Origin of the sequence: Leifsonia sp. C5G2 (assembly GCF_013359685.1) — a bacterium.
Lineage (GTDB): Bacteria > Actinomycetota > Actinomycetes > Actinomycetales > Microbacteriaceae > Leifsonia.
The window spans coordinates 194,870-208,983 of sequence record NZ_JABFMV010000002.1; the positions used below are offsets into that span (position 1 = coordinate 194,870).

General features: G+C 70.3%; 15 protein-coding genes. 8 read left to right on the forward strand and 7 right to left on the reverse strand.

The features are described from left to right. Positions 1–39 precede the first annotated feature (39 nt). Positions 40–828, forward strand: a complete 789-nt coding sequence (locus HNO83_RS03740; protein ID WP_175336173.1) for an SGNH/GDSL hydrolase family protein — start codon at positions 40–42, stop codon at positions 826–828. Between the two features lie 6 nt (positions 829–834). Here HNO83_RS03740 and HNO83_RS03745 read toward each other — a convergent pair whose 3' ends face one another. Next, a complete protein-coding gene (locus HNO83_RS03745; protein ID WP_175336174.1) occupies positions 835–1,434 on the reverse strand; it encodes a histidine phosphatase family protein in 600 nt (199 codons plus the stop codon). 40 nt (positions 1,435–1,474) lie between these two features. Next, on the reverse strand, positions 1,475–2,320 hold the full coding sequence (locus tag HNO83_RS03750; protein ID WP_175336353.1) for a Sir2 family NAD-dependent protein deacetylase: 846 nt from the start codon (positions 2,318–2,320) through the stop codon (positions 1,475–1,477). Between the two features lie 76 nt (positions 2,321–2,396). Here HNO83_RS03750 and HNO83_RS03755 point away from each other — a divergent pair, with 76 nt between their 5' ends. Both HNO83_RS03755 and HNO83_RS03760 read left to right on the forward strand, forming a co-directional pair. Next, positions 2,397–3,221: a TrmH family RNA methyltransferase gene (locus tag HNO83_RS03755; RefSeq protein WP_175336175.1), complete on the forward strand. Its 825-nt coding sequence runs from the start codon at positions 2,397–2,399 to the stop codon at positions 3,219–3,221. Between the two features lie 20 nt (positions 3,222–3,241). Continuing rightward, positions 3,242–4,498 (forward strand): D-alanyl-D-alanine carboxypeptidase family protein, encoded by a 1,257-nt coding sequence (locus HNO83_RS03760; RefSeq protein WP_175336176.1) that lies wholly within the window; start codon positions 3,242–3,244, stop codon positions 4,496–4,498. A 22-nt stretch (positions 4,499–4,520) separates the two neighbouring features. Here the strand turns inward: HNO83_RS03760 and HNO83_RS03765 are convergent, their stop codons facing one another. Both HNO83_RS03765 and HNO83_RS03770 read right to left on the reverse strand, forming a co-directional pair. Further along, positions 4,521–5,600 (reverse strand): glycosyltransferase family 4 protein, encoded by a 1,080-nt coding sequence (locus HNO83_RS03765; protein WP_175336177.1) that lies wholly within the window; start codon positions 5,598–5,600, stop codon positions 4,521–4,523. Then, positions 5,597–6,502: an alpha/beta fold hydrolase gene (locus tag HNO83_RS03770; RefSeq protein WP_175336178.1), complete on the reverse strand. Its 906-nt coding sequence runs from the start codon at positions 6,500–6,502 to the stop codon at positions 5,597–5,599. The genes HNO83_RS03765 and HNO83_RS03770 overlap by 4 nt, the downstream gene beginning before the upstream one ends. 100 nt (positions 6,503–6,602) lie before the next feature. Here HNO83_RS03770 and treS point away from each other — a divergent pair, with 100 nt between their 5' ends. From treS to HNO83_RS03785, 3 genes are all read left to right on the forward strand, one after another. Continuing rightward, complete coding sequence (gene treS / locus HNO83_RS03775) at positions 6,603–8,312, forward strand: maltose alpha-D-glucosyltransferase (protein WP_175336179.1); 1,710 nt, start codon at positions 6,603–6,605, stop codon at positions 8,310–8,312. 108 nt (positions 8,313–8,420) lie between these two features. Beyond that, entirely contained in the window at positions 8,421–9,107 is a 687-nt protein-coding gene (locus HNO83_RS03780) for a 3'-5' exonuclease (protein WP_175336180.1), read from the forward strand. Between the two features lie 66 nt (positions 9,108–9,173). After that, a complete protein-coding gene (locus HNO83_RS03785) occupies positions 9,174–9,491 on the forward strand; it encodes a DUF4190 domain-containing protein (protein WP_175336181.1) in 318 nt (105 codons plus the stop codon). Between the two features lie 175 nt (positions 9,492–9,666). Here HNO83_RS03785 and HNO83_RS03790 read toward each other — a convergent pair whose 3' ends face one another. The 3 genes from HNO83_RS03790 to glgA all read right to left on the reverse strand — a co-directional run bounded on the left by HNO83_RS03790 (position 9,667) and on the right by glgA (position 12,095). Beyond that, positions 9,667–9,918, reverse strand: coding sequence for a type B 50S ribosomal protein L31 (locus HNO83_RS03790; RefSeq protein WP_115696813.1), 252 nt, complete (start codon positions 9,916–9,918; stop codon positions 9,667–9,669). Positions 9,919–10,073: 155 nt separating this feature from the next. Continuing rightward, positions 10,074–10,874 (reverse strand): ABC transporter ATP-binding protein, encoded by an 801-nt coding sequence (locus HNO83_RS03795; protein WP_175336182.1) that lies wholly within the window; start codon positions 10,872–10,874, stop codon positions 10,074–10,076. A gap of 30 nt (positions 10,875–10,904) precedes the next feature. Next, positions 10,905–12,095, reverse strand: coding sequence for a glycogen synthase (glgA, locus tag HNO83_RS03800; RefSeq protein ID WP_175336183.1), 1,191 nt, complete (start codon positions 12,093–12,095; stop codon positions 10,905–10,907). Positions 12,096–12,142: 47 nt separating this feature from the next. Between glgA and HNO83_RS03805 the strand changes: the two genes are divergently transcribed. Both HNO83_RS03805 and serB read left to right on the forward strand, forming a co-directional pair. Beyond that, entirely contained in the window at positions 12,143–13,387 is a 1,245-nt protein-coding gene (locus HNO83_RS03805) for a glucose-1-phosphate adenylyltransferase (RefSeq protein ID WP_175336184.1), read from the forward strand. Beyond that, positions 13,384–14,046 carry a phosphoserine phosphatase SerB gene (serB, locus tag HNO83_RS03810; protein WP_175336185.1) on the forward strand — a complete coding sequence of 221 codons (663 nt, stop codon included), beginning with the start codon at positions 13,384–13,386 and terminating at the stop codon, positions 14,044–14,046. The genes HNO83_RS03805 and serB overlap by 4 nt, the downstream gene beginning before the upstream one ends. Positions 14,047–14,114 lie beyond the last annotated feature (68 nt).

A 14,114-nucleotide genomic window follows, 5' to 3' on the forward strand; every position in this document is an offset into this window, starting at 1 on the left:
CAGTCCCGTCCGCTGCACCGTCCGATGCAGAATGGAGCAATGGCAGAAGCACGGCATCCCTGGTCCCGCTACGTCGCCCTCGGAGATTCGTTCACCGAAGGCATCGGCGATCCGGAGCCGGGCAGCCCAGGCGGCCACCGTGGGTGGGCCGACCGGGTGGCCGAGGTGCTGAGCAGCCAGACCGACGACTTCGCCTACGCCAACCTCGCGGTACGCGGGAAGCTCATCAAGCAGATCCTGGACGAGCAGGTAGATGCGGCGGTCGCGCTCCGCCCCGACCTCATCACGATCTCGGCGGGCGGCAACGACGTGATCCGCCCGGGGACCGACCCGGACCAGATCGCCCTGCTGTTCGACGAGGCGGTGTCACGGCTCCGTGCCGACGGCGCGACCGTCGTCGTGTTCACCGGAGTGGACGTCGGGTTCTCGCCGGTGTTCCGCGGGATCCGCGGAAAGGTCGCGATCTACAACGAGAACGTCCGGGCGATCGCCGCGCGCTACGACTGCATCGTGGCCGACCAGTGGGCGCTGACCGAGATCCAGGACCAGCGGATGTGGGCGCCCGATCGCCTGCACCTCGCGCCGCTGGGCCACCACACGGTGGCGCGGATGGTCCTGGCCGCGCTGAACGTCGAGAACGAGCTGCAGCCGCTCCGGCCGGAGCCGCTTCCGGCCCGCACCTGGCGGCAGGCACGGTCGGAGGATCTCTCCTGGGCGCGCGAGTACCTCGTGCCGTGGGTGATCCGCCGCATCCGTCACCAGTCGTCCGGCGACCACGTCACCGCGAAGCGTCCGGACGCGGGGCCGTTCCGGCTCAGCAGGGAGTGAACCCGGTCACATCACCGACGCGGTGAACAGGTCGCGGTCCTCCGGGCCGAGATTGAAGCGGTCGAGGGTGAGTTCGCCGTCGAGGTAGCGGAAGCGGTGCACGGACCCGTTCGGGATGAGCTCGCCGGGCCCGGGAAGGGCGTGGTCGGTGACGTGACGCACCAGCGAGGAGATGACGCCGCCGTGGCTCACCACGATGACGTTCTCGCCGGGGTGCTGCTCGCCGAGCTCGCGCAGGGCGGGCAGGGCGCGCGCGACGACCTGCTCACGCGACTCCCGGCCGGGCACGGGCGCGCCCTCGGGCCAGCGCGCGAGGATCTGCTCGCCGGTGAGCCCCTCGGCCTCGCCGTACTGCCGCTCGGCGACCGCGGGGATCGTCCCGGGCTCGCCCAGTCCGACGTGCCCGGCGATGATGCGCGCAGTGTCGAGGGCGCGGGACAGCGGGCTGGCGTAGATCGCGTCGAACCGGCCGCCGGCCAGCGCGCGACCCGTCGTCTCCGCCTGCGCCCGGCCGGTGTCGTTGAGGGGGATGTCGCTCGACCCCTGGATGCGCTTGGCGAGATTCCAGTCCGTCTGGCCGTGCCGCACGAGCGAGATGAAGGTCACACGCGTCCTTTCGTCGCCGGGACGCGCGCTGGTCGGCCGGTCAGGCCAGGCGCTTGGCGAGCTCGACGAGCGTCTCCGTCGTCCCGCCGTCCAGCTTAACGGTCGCCCGGCCGTCGCCCTTCGTCTGACCCCTGTTGACGATGACGATGGGGAGCCGGCGACGCCGGGCCTCCTCCAGCAGGCGGATGCCCGAGTTCACCACGAGAGACGATCCGGCGATGACGAGCGCCTCCGCCGAGCGCACGAGCGCGCTCGCCTCGCGGTACTTCTCGGCCGGGACGAACTCCCCGAAGAACACGACATCCGGCTTCAGCCTCCCGCCGCACACCGTGCAGTCCGGGACGACGAACGAGTCGATGTCCGTGACGATGGCGTCGCCGTCGGGTGCGATCTCGACAGCGCCCTCGGTGTCGAGCCAGGGGTTGACGGCGTCGATCCGGGCGGTGATCGCCTCACGCGCGAAGATCTGGCCGCACACCAGGCAGAGCACCCGGTCCATCGCGCCGTGCAGGTCGACGACGCGCCGCGACCCCGCCTGCTTGTGCAGCCCGTCCACGTTCTGGGTGATGACGCCGTTGGCCGCGCCCGCCAGCTCCAGCCGGGCGAGGGCACGGTGCCCGTCGTTCGGGCGGGCGGCGGCGAACCGGCGGTAGCCGAGATGACTGCCCGCCCAGTAGCGCTTGCGGAACCTGTCGTCTGCGAGGAACTGCTGGAACGTCATCGGCGTGCGCTTCGGCGCGCCCTCGCCGCGGTAGTCCGGGATACCGGAGTCGGTCGACACACCGGCGCCGGTCAGAACGGCGAAGCGGCGACCGGCCAACAGCTCGACGGTCTGGTCGATGCCGCGGGCCAGCTCCGGCGGGAGCTCGGTCGTCAGCGTGGTCACAGGCACCTCCAGATCCTCTCCGAGTCTAAACACCCCAGTTTTCCGATTTGTTTCGTCGGCCTGGCAATGTGGACCCATGCTCGTGCACCGCATCGACGACCTGGAGGCCGACGGCCTCGCCGACTACTCCCGGCTCACCGACGTCGCGCTCCGTCGCGTCACCGAGCCGGCCGGCGGCCTCTACATCGCCGAGTCGACAAAGGTGATCACACGGGCGCTGGCGGCCGGGCACCGTCCACGATCCGTGCTGCTGCAGGAGCAGTGGCTGCCGGACGTGGAGCCGCTCCTCGCCGCGTACCCCGACGTCCCGGTCTTCGTCGGCGAGCCCGCCGTGCTGGAGCAGCTGACCGGCTACCACCTGCACCGGGGCGCCCTCGCGGCGATGCACCGGCCGGAGCTCCCCGACCCCGCCGACCTGCTCCGCGACGCCCGCCGTGTCGTCGTGCTCGAAGACATCGTGGACCACACGAACGTCGGTGCGATCTTCCGCGCGGTCGCGGGACTCGGAGCCGACGCGGTGCTCGTGACGCCCCGCTGCGCCGACCCGCTGTACCGCCGCAGCGTCCGCGTGAGCATGGGCACGGTCCTGCAGGTGCCGTGGACGCGCCTCCCCGAGTGGGATGCGGCGGTCCCGCTGCTGCACGACGCCGGCTTCGACATCGCCGCGCTGGCCCTTGCGGACGACGCGGTCACCCTCGACGACTACGCCGCCGACCCACCCGAGCGCGTCGCGATGGTGTTCGGCGCGGAAGGCGACGGCCTCAGCAGGAAGGCGCTGGCGTCGGCCGACACCGTTGTCACCATCCCGATGCTGCACGGCGTCGACTCGCTCAACGTCGCCTCGGCGTCCGCGGTCGCACTCTGGGCCTTGCGCGCGCGTTCTCAGCCGTCGCATCGGTAGCCCCCGCTAAAATCCGGAGCGTGCCCCAGCAAGTTCTCGTCGATCCGCCGCGCCGTGTCAGCCGCACCGTCTACCGTCGCCGCCGCGTCGTCGTCTTCGGCACCCTGATCGCCGTCCTCGCAGCCTTCGCCTACGTCGTGGCCTCGCTCGTCGCCCCCGTGCCCGCCACCGCCGCCGTCACTGCGCACGACAGGACGATCGTGCAGCCCGCCGCGCAACTCGCGTGGCCCGGCTACGGATCGTCCGCCGTCGTGGCGCCCGACTATCCCGGCGCGTCCGCCTCCACCGGCAGCGACGCCAGCGTCCCGATCGCCAGCGTCACGAAGACGGTCACGGCGCTCGTGATCCTCGACAAGAAGCCCCTGAACGGCACGGAGGACGGCCCCGACATCGCCTTCACCCAGCGCGACGTCGACATCTGGAACGAGGTCGTCGCCGAGGGCGGCTCGTGGGCCCCGGTCGTCGCGGGCACCTCCCTGACCGAGAAGCAGGCGCTCGAGGCGATGCTGCTCCCCTCGGCCAACAACTACGCGATCTCCCTCGCCAACTGGGCGTACGGCTCGACGAGCGCGTATGTGGACGCCGCCAACGCCTGGCTCGCGCAGCACGGCTTCACCGGCACCAAGATCGTCACGCCGGACGGCCTCGACCCCCGCAACGTCAGCACGACGAAGGACCTGATCGGTCTCGGCAAGCTCGTGCTCGCCTCCCCGGCGCTCTCCGCGATCGTGGCGCAGAAGAACGTGACCCTCCCGGGCGCCGGCTCGCAGGACAACACCAACACGCTGCTCGGCTTCGAGGGGATGGACGGCATCAAGACCGGCAACACCGATGAGGCCGGCAACTGCCTGCTGTTCTCGGCACAGGTCCCGGTCGGCGACACCAAGGTCCGTGTGATCGGCGTGGTGCTCGGAGCACCGACCCACGACGACCTCTGGGCGGGCGTGAAGAGCCTGCTGACCAGCGTGAAGGCCGGCTTCCACCAGGTCACGGCAGTCGAGAAGGGCCAGACCTTCGGCACCTACAAGACCGCCTGGGGCGCCTCGTCGAAGCTGATCGCGACCGAGACCAAGACGTTCCTGGTGTGGTCGGACACCCCTATCGCGGTCGACCTGCAGACCCGGCCGCTGTCCTCCGGCTTCAAGGGCGACATCCTCGGCCAGGGCACGTTCACGCTCAACGGCAAGACCGAGACCGTGCCGCTCGCGCTTGCGACCGACGTGCCCGACCCCGGCTTCGGCTGGCGCCTCGCGCACCCCGGCGGCTTCGGCGCCTGAGCACCGCTCCGCGTCCTCGCGTTCAGCGCGAGCGCAGCGCCGTCGCCTCGAGCACGGTCAGCAGGTGCCGCGCCGAGCCCTCCCAGGTGTAACGCTCCGCCCGCTCGCGCGAGGCGGCCGAGCGAGCCGCCCAGACGCCCTCCTCCTCCAGGTGCCGCACGCGCGCCGCGACCTGCTCCGGCTCGTCGGCGTCGAAGAACAGCGCGGCCCGGCCGCCGATCTCGCGGAAGATCGGGATGTCGCTCACGACCACCGGCGTCCCGAGCGTCATGGCCTCCACCAGCGGGATGCCGAACCCCTCGTCGTGCGACGCCGTCACCAGCGCCGTCGCGGCCGCGAGCGTCTCGGCGTACTCATCGTCGCTCGCGCCGTCGTGGAACACCAGCCGGGCACCCGGCGCCAGCTCGCTCAGCCGCCGCCGCTCGGCGTCGGAGACACGGCTCATCAGGTGGAGGGTGTACTCCGGCAGCAGCGCGGCCGCACGCACCAGCGTGTCCACGTTCTTGTACGGCATGAACGAGCCCATGTACACCAGGCTCTTGCTCTCGGGCGCGGTCCGCTCGGCGCGACCGGGGGCGATCGCCGGCATGTCGGCCGCGTTGGGCACGACGTAGACCGGCCGCTTGGTGAGGTGGTGCTCGGCGATGAGCCCCTTCGTCGTCTCCGAGACGGTCACCACGGCGTCCGACCGGTTGAGCAGCATCCGCTGCGGCCACCAGGCCAGGTGGTACAGCCGCCAGAGGCCGCGCACGAACGCGGGCAGGTCGCGCGGCGGGGTGGGATGCCGGTAGTAGATGAGGTCGTGGACCGTCAGCACCAGCCGGTACTTGCGACCGAAGCCGCCCATGGTCTGCATCGGCGTGAACACCACGTCCGGGTTCAGCCGGTTCACCGTGCGCGCGACCCACGGCTCCCCCACCGCGGTCGGCGACGGGATGAGCTCCCACGGCAGGTCGGGCAGCAGCTCCAGCTGGCGGTGGTCGCTGATCAGCATCGTCACCGGGTGCAGTTTCGCCAGCTCCGAGACGACGCCCGCGGTGTAGCGGCTGATGCCGTCGTGGCGGCCGATCCTCGTGTACCGGCAGTCGAACAGGACCTTCACGACAGCTCCGCCAGGAAGGCGCGCACGGCGCCGGCCGCCGCCTCCGGGGTCTCGTAGTGGATGAGGTGCCCGACCTCCGGGATCGCCACGATCCGGGCGTCGGGGAAGAGCGTCTGCAGCCGGTACTCGGCCGCGATCGGCGTGATGTCGTCCTTCTCGGCGGCCACGAGCAGCGTTCGCTCCGGGATGCGGGACGCGTACTCGCTGACGTCGTGCGACACCGAGGCGCGGAAGGCTTCGAGCACCACCCGGCGGTCGCTGAACGCCGAGAAATAGCGATCGTGCTGGTCGTGGATCCAGCGCCGGAGACCCGGCTCGCGCGTCTTCGCCATAGCGACGCTCATCACGCGCACGATCGCGGCGTTGCGCAGCAGACCGAACCCGAGACGCTCGGGCAGCACCGCCGCGAGCCAGTAGTAGAAGATGGCGAGCCGGGTCAGGATGCCGCGCGGGCCCTCCAGCGCGGGCTGGCCGATCGGGTTCACCAGCACGACCGCATCCGGACGCGGCACGGTGCCGTGCGGGCCGGCCAGCGCACCGGCGACCACGATCGAGCCGAACGAGTGCCCGAGCAGCACCACGCGGCCGGTCAGCCCGAGCCCTTCGACGAAGGCGCCGAGCCAGCGCGCGTAGCCGTCGATGTCGTGGTGCGCCTCGGTCATCGGGGTGGACTCGCCGAAGCCCGGCAGATCGGGCGAGACCATGCGCACGCCGTCCAATTGGGCGACCACCGGCTCCAGGCCGTGGTGGTCGCCGCGGAAGCCGTGAACCAGCACCAGGGTGGTGTCCGCATCCCGGTCTCCGTAGTCCCAGAACCGGGTGGAGGAACCGAGGATCGCGACCGTCCCCTCGCGTACGGGCACGCGCTCCAGAGCGGCGGCGTAGGGTGAGCTGACAGTCATCCTCACCAGTCTAGGCAGGGACTGGACAGCGCACCGTGCCCACGCCCTAGACTTCTCTGGTTGCAATCGCTTGCAGTCCCCCCGACGCTCAAGGAGAACCGTGAGTTTCACCGCGCCCATCACGCTGCCCGGGCTCGCCCTCGACCCCCAGTGGTACCGCCGGTCGGTCTTCTACGAGGTCATGGTCCGGTCGTTCGTCGACAGCAACGGCGACGGCTCCGGCGACATCGCGGGACTCACGTCCAAGCTCGACTACCTGCAGTGGCTCGGCATCGACGCGCTCTGGCTGCCCCCGTTCTTCCAGTCGCCGCTGCGCGACGGCGGGTACGACGTCGCCGACTTCAAGGCGATCCTCCCCGAGTTCGGGACGATCGACGAGTTCCGCGAGCTCGTCACGAAGGCGCACGAGCGCAACATGCGCATCATCATCGACCTGCCGATCAACCACACCTCCGACCAGCACGAGTGGTTCCAGCAGTCGCGCTCCGACCCCGACGGCCCGTACGGCGACTTCTACGTCTGGAGCGACACCGACGACAAGTGGCCCGACATCCGCATCATCTTCGTCGACACCGAGGACTCCAACTGGGCCTTCGACGAGGCACGCCGGCAGTTCTACTTCCACCGCTTCTTCTCGCACCAGCCCGACCTCAACTTCGAGAACCCGGCCGTGCACGAGGCGATGTACGACATGATCAGGTTCTGGCTCGATCTGGGCGTCGACGGCTTCCGGCTGGACGCCATCCCCTACCTCTACGAGTCCGACGAGGGCAACGGCGAGGGCGAGCCGAAGACCCACGAATTCATCATCAAGCTGCGGGAGTGGGTCGACCGCGAGTACCCCGGCCGCATCATGATCGCGGAGGCCAACCAGTGGCCCCGCGAGGTCGCGGCCTTCTTCGGCAGCGAGGAGGAGCCGGAGTGCCACATGGCCTTCGACTTCCCGGTCATGCCGCGCATCTTCTACGCGCTGCGCTCGCAGCAGGCCGGCGAGCTGGTGCGGGTGCTGTCCGAGACCACCGACGTGCCGGACGGCGCGGCCTGGGGCGTGTTCCTGCGCAACCACGACGAGCTGACGCTCGAGATGGTGAGCGAGGAGTACCGGCAGGCCATGTACGGCTGGTACGCCTACGACCCGCGCATGCGCGCCAACATCGGCATCCGCCGCCGGCTCGCGCCGCTGCTGGACAACTCCCGCGCCGAACTGGAGCTGGCCCACGCGCTGCTCTTCTCGCTGCCGGGCAGCCCGTTCCTCTACTACGGCGACGAGATCGGGATGGGCGACAACATCTGGCTCCCGGACCGCGACAGCTCGCGCACGCCCATGCAGTGGACGCCGGACCGCAACGCGGGCTTCTCCAGCGCCGACCCGGGCAAGCTCTTCCTCCCGATCGTGCAGTCGCTCGTGTTCCACTACAACCAGGTGAACGTGGAGGCGCAGCTCGCGCAGTCCCGGTCGCTGCTGCACTGGGTCCGCAACGTCATCCACGTGCGGAAGGCGCACCCCGTTTTCGGGCTCGGCGACATCCGCGTGCTGCCGACCGACCACGAGTCGGTGCTGGCGTTCGTGCGGTCGTACGAGGGCAGCGGCACCCACTTCGGCGACCAGCCGGAGGACGTGCTGTGCGTGTTCTCGTTCGCGCACAATCCCGTGTCGGTCACGCTCGAGGCCCCCGAGTTCGCCGGCCGCGCCCTTTACGACCTGTTCGGCGGCGCCGAGTTCCCGACCGTCGCGGAGGACGGCCGCTTCACCCTCACTCTCGGCACCCAGAACTTCTACTGGCTGCACATCGAGCCGCGCCGCGACTGAGCCGTGAGGTGCTCGTCGTTGCTCGCGACACGCCGTGCCGGGTTGCAACTGCGAGCACCTCGGCGTGGCTTCGGATCGCGTGACGGGGGTGCTGGTTAGCGTGAGGGCATGGGCACGTGGCATCAGCGACTCGGGGTGTTCGATCTGGAGACGACGGGCATCGACGTGGAGTCGGCCCGCATCGTGACCGCCCACGTCGGACTGCTCGACGAGGAGGGCACCGTGCTGCACCGGCGCGACTGGATCATCGACCCCGGCGTCGAGATCCCGGCCGAGGCCACGGCCGTGCACGGCATCACGACCGAGCGCGCTCGCGAGCTGGGGATGGACCCGGGCCCCGCCGTCGCCGCGATCGTTGCGCAGCTGCGCAGCCTGTTCGACCGCGGCATCCCGGTGGTCGCCTACAACGCGCCGTACGACTTCACCCTGCTCGACCGGGAGGCTCGCCGCCACGGCGTCGCCCCGCTGGTCTCCCCCGGCCCGATCGTCGACCCGCTGGTGATCGACAAGGCCGTGGACAAGTACCGCCGCGGCAAGCGGACGCTCACCATGACGGCGACCCACTACGGCGTCGATCTGATCGCCGCGCACGACGCCGGCGCCGACGCGATCGCCGCCGGCCGGGTCGCCCAGGCGCTCGCGCGCATCCACGCGGAGGCCCTCGCCTTCGAGGCGGCCGAGCTGCACCGCCGCCAGGTCGACTGGTGCCGGGAGCAGGCGGCCGACTTCCAGGAGTACATGCGGCGCGAGCGCGACCCGCAGTTCACGACCTCGGGCGACTGGCCCATCCGGTGACGCTGCCGCGCCTCCCCCTCCGCTGGGGGCTAGCTGAGGGTCCGCTCAGCCGCTAGTGTCTGCCGCATGAGCGACTCGAACCTGAACCCGCAGCCCCTGCCGCCCCAGCAGCAGCCGCAGTACTCCCAGCCCGGCGCCCCCGCGCAGCCGGGGTGGAACGTGTTGGCGATCGTGGCGTTCATCGCCACGTTCTTCATCAGCATCCTCGGAATCATCCTCGGCTTCATCGCCCTGTCGCAGATCAAGCGCACCGGCGAGCAGGGCCGCGGACTCGCTCTCGCGGCGGTGATCCTCGGGTTCATCTTCCTGGCGCTGGGCGTCATCATCTCGATCGCGGTCTTCGCCGCGATCGCGACCTCCGGCATCCACTACCAGACGTCCTGACGCGGCGGGATCGGCCTGCCTCGCGGCCCGCAGGACGACACGCCCGGAATCTCCGTCTGGGCCGTATCCCGTCGGAGTTACGAAGGGCGGGCCGCCGATTCTCCGACCCGAGCTGGCCGGCTCCCACGAACGACGAAGGCCCCCGTCCAGCGGACGGGGGCCTTCGCGGTACGGCTTACTTGCCGAAGTTCTTGTAGCGCGAGTTGAACTTCTCGACACGGCCGGCCGAGTCGAGGATGCGCTGCTTGCCCGTGTAGAACGGGTGCGACTCGGACGAGATCTCGACGTCGATCACCGGGTAGGTGTTGCCGTCCTCCCACTCGATCGTCTTGTCGCTCGAGACGGTGGAACGGGTGAGGAACGTCGCACCCGAGGCCAGGTCGCGGAAAACCACGGGGGCGTAGTCGGGGTGGATGCCAGTCTTCATCAGGACTTCCTTGTTGCAGCTAGTAGTCGGTTCGGTCGTGTCCGCGCAGACCGCGTGGACGGGAAGCTCGTGCACCCGCGGAGGCGATCGGCGTCGGGATGACGCGCCGGACTCCGGGGGCCAGCTATCGAGTCTAGCAGATCGGCCGCGAGAACTCAGTCGGCGACGGCCTGGCGCGCCCGGGCCGTGTAGCGGCCGTCGGTCTCGGCGATCTCCACCTCGATGTCGAACGTGCGGCTCAGGTTCTCGCTCGTCAGCACCTCGGCGATCGGGCCCTTCGCGATGATCTCGCCGTCTTTCAGCAGGAGCGCGCGGTTGAACGCCTGCGGGATCTCCTCCACATGGTGGGTCACCATGACGATGGCGGGCGACTTCGGGTCGCTCGCGTAGCCGCCGAGCAGCTGGAGCAACTCCTCGCGGCCGCCGAGGTCGAGGCTCGCGGCCGGCTCGTCGAGCAGCAGGATCTCGGGGTCGGTCATCACCGAGCGGGCGATCTGCACGCGCTTCTGCTCGCCGTCGGAGAGGCTGCCGAAGCTTCGCTCGGCCAGGTGATCGAGGTGCCACTCCGAGAGGACCCGGAGGGCGCGGCGCTCGTCGATGTCCTCGTAGAGCTCGTTCCAGCGGCCGGTGACGGCGTACGCGGCGGTCATCACCACGTCGAGCACGCGCTCGTTGCGCGGGATGCGGCGGGCGAGCGCGCTGGAGGCGAACCCGAGCAGCGGGCGCAGTTCGGCCAGGTCGGTGTGGCCGACCGATTCGCCGAGCACGACGGCCTCGCCCGAGCTGGGGTGCAGCGCAGCGGCGGCGATCTGGAGCAGCGTCGTCTTGCCTGCGCCGTTGCGGCCCAGGATGACCCACCGCTCGTCCGGCTCGACCGCCCAGTCGATTCCCTTCAGGACGGGGTTGCCGTCCCGCACAACGGACACGTCGGAAAGTCGGAGAACGCTGTCGGCCATGCCCTCCAGCCTACCTAAGCGCGGCGGCGATCAGTGACGGCTCACGAGCGACCGGTACACGTCGAGCGTCTGCTCGGCGATGGCCGCCCAGCTGAACGACGTCTCCGCCCGCTCTCGGCCGGCACGCCCCATCTCGGCGGCCCGGGCGGGGTCCGAGACGACCTCGGTGAGCGCGGCGGCGAGGTCGGCCACGAAGGCGTCCGGGTCGGTCGGGGTGCCCGTGCCATCCTGCAGCTGCTGGATGGGCACCAGCCGGCCCGTGACGCGGTCCACGATCACCTCGGGGATGCCCCCGGTCGCGGTGCCGACCACGGGCAGTCCGCAGGCCATGGCCTCCAGGTTCACGATCCCGAGCGGCTCGTAGATCGACGGGCAGACGAAGACGGTGGACGCGGTGAGCGCGATCCGCAGCTCGTCGTTGGGCAGCAGCCGGTCGATCCAGACGACGCCGTCGCGCTCGGACTGCAACTGCTCGACGAGCCCGGTCACCTCGGCGAGGATCTCCGGCGTGTCGGGCGCACCGGCGCAGAGGATGACCTGCACCTCCGGCGGCAGCATCCTGGCGGCCCGCAGCAGGTACGGCAGGCCCTTCTGGCGGGTGATGCGGCCGACGAAGATGACGGCGGGCCGCTCCGGGTCGATGCCGAGCGCGCGGGCCCGGTCGTCGTCGCGCAGCGGCTGCCAGCGCTCCAGGTCGATGCCGTTGTAGATCGTGACGACCTTCGTCGGGTCGAGCGTGGGATACGACGCGAGGATGTCGCGACGCATCCCGTCGCTCACCGCGATGACGGTGTCGGCGGCCTCGAACGCGGTCTTCTCGATCCAGCTGGACACGCGGTAGCCGCCGCCCAGCTGCTCGGCCTTCCACGGCCGGAGGGGCTCGAGGCTGTGCGCGGTGAGGACGTGCGGGACACCGTGCAGCAGCTTCGCCAGGTGGCCCGCGCCGTTCGCATACCAGGTGTGCGAGTGGACGATGTCGGCTCCCCCGCAGTCCTGCGCCATCTGCAGGTCGACTCCGAGCGTGGCGATCGCGCCGTTGGCCTCCCGCAGCTCGGCGGGGACGCGGTACGACGCGGTTCCCGGCTCCTCGCGCGGCTCGCCGAAGGCGCGCACGACGACCTCCGTGTCCGCCCGGAGGGCCCGGACCAGCTCGGTCACGTGAACCCCGGCTCCGCCATAGATGTCCGGCGGGTACTCCCGGGTCAGAAGATCGACGCGCATGACCAAAACGCTAGTACAGCCAACACTTCGCCTCTACTGTTATGGACATGGCACCAGGCAAGAAGATCTTCGGCATCGTCCTCGCGGGCGGAGAGGGAAAGCGGCTGATGCCGTTGACGGCGGACCGGGCGAAGCCCGCCGTCCCGTTCGGCGGGCAGTACCGCCTCATCGACTTCGCCCTGTCGAATCTGATCAACTCGCAGCTGCGCCAGATCGTCGTGCTGACCCAGTACAAGTCGCACAGCCTCGACCGTCACGTGTCGCAGACCTGGCGGCTCGACGGCATCACGAACTCCTACATCGCGTCCGTCCCGGCCCAGCAGCGCCTCGGGAAGCGCTGGTTCAGCGGGTCGGCGGACGCCATCCTGCAGAGCCTCAACCTGCTCCGCGACGAGAAGCCCGACATCGTCGTCGTCGTGGGCGCCGACCACGTCTACCGGATGGACTTCGGCCAGATGATCGAGGCGCACATCGCCTCGGGCGCCCCCGCCACCGTGGCGGCCATCCGGCAGCCCATCGCCCTCGCCGACCAGTTCGGCGTGATCGAGGTGGAGCCGGAGCGCCCCGACCGCATCGGCGCCTTCCGCGAGAAGCCGCGCGACCCGATCGGGCTCCCCGACTCGCCGGAGGAGGTGCTCGCGTCGATGGGCAACTACGTCTTCGACGCCGACGCCCTCATCGACGCCGTGGTGCGCGACGGCGACCGTCCGGACTCCAACCACGACATGGGCGGCGACATCATCCCCGACTTCGTCGCGCGCGGCGAGGCGGCGGTGTACGACTTCAACAACAACGACGTCCCCGGATCGACCGACCGCGACCGCTACTACTGGCGCGACGTGGGGACGATCGACTCGTTCTTCGAGGCCCACCAGGACCTCATCTCGGCACTGCCGATCTTCAACCTGTACAACAACAGCTGGCCGATCTTCAGCCAGGTGCTGAACTCCCCTCCGGCGAAGATCGTGCGCGACGGGCGCGGAGCGCTGGGCACGACCATCGACTCCATCGTGTCGCTCGGCTCGGTCATCTCGGGCGCGCACCTGGAGCGCAGCGTGCTCGGGCCGTGGGCGAAGGTGGACTCGGGCGCGAAGGTCGTCGACTCGGTGGTGTTCGAGCGCGCGGTGATCGAGCCGAACGCGTTCGTCGGCCGTGCCATCCTCGACAAGGACGTGGTGGTCGCCGAGGGCGCCCAGATCGGCGTCGACCCGGCGCGGGACAAGGCGCGCGGCTTCACCGTGACCGACTCCGGGATCACCGTGGTCGGCAAGGGTGTGCACGTCGTTCCATGACCGGCGGGGAACACCAGAGAGGCGCATCCGTGCTCGTCGTCCTCGACGCGGACTCCACACTGCTCCAGGACGAGGTGATCGAGCTGCTCGCCGAGGAGGCGGGCTCGCGCACCGAGGTCGCCGACATCACCGAGCGGGCCATGCGCGGCGAGCTCGACTTCGAGGCGAGTCTGCGGGAGCGCGTGCGGACCCTCGCAGGGCTGCCGGCGGAGGTGTTCCAGCACGTCGGTGAGCGCATCCGGGTGACCGACGGCGTGCCGGAGCTGATCGCGGGCGTGCACGCGGCCGGCGGGGTCGTCGGCGTCGTGTCCGGCGGCTTCCACGAGCTGCTCGACCCGATCGGCGAGCGGCTGGGACTCGACCACTGGCGCGCCAACCGGCTCGTGGTCCAGAACGGCGTGCTCACCGGCGAGGTCGACGGACCGGTGGTGGATGCGGCCGCGAAGGCGCAGGCCCTGCTGTTCTGGGCCGCGGACGCCGGTGTGCACCTGCGTCAGACCGTCGCGATCGGCGACGGCGCCAACGACCTGAGGATGATGGCGGAGGCCGGCCTCGCCGTTGCCTTCAACGCCAAGCCCCGCGTGCGCGCCGAGGCCGACGTCGTCATCGACCGCCCGGACCTCGCCCAGGTGCTCCCCCTCCTAGGCCTCCGCGGCTGACCCCCGCCCAAGCCAAGAGCTCCTGAGTTCTTCGAGTCCCCACCGGCGTGTCGGGTCGAAGAACTCAG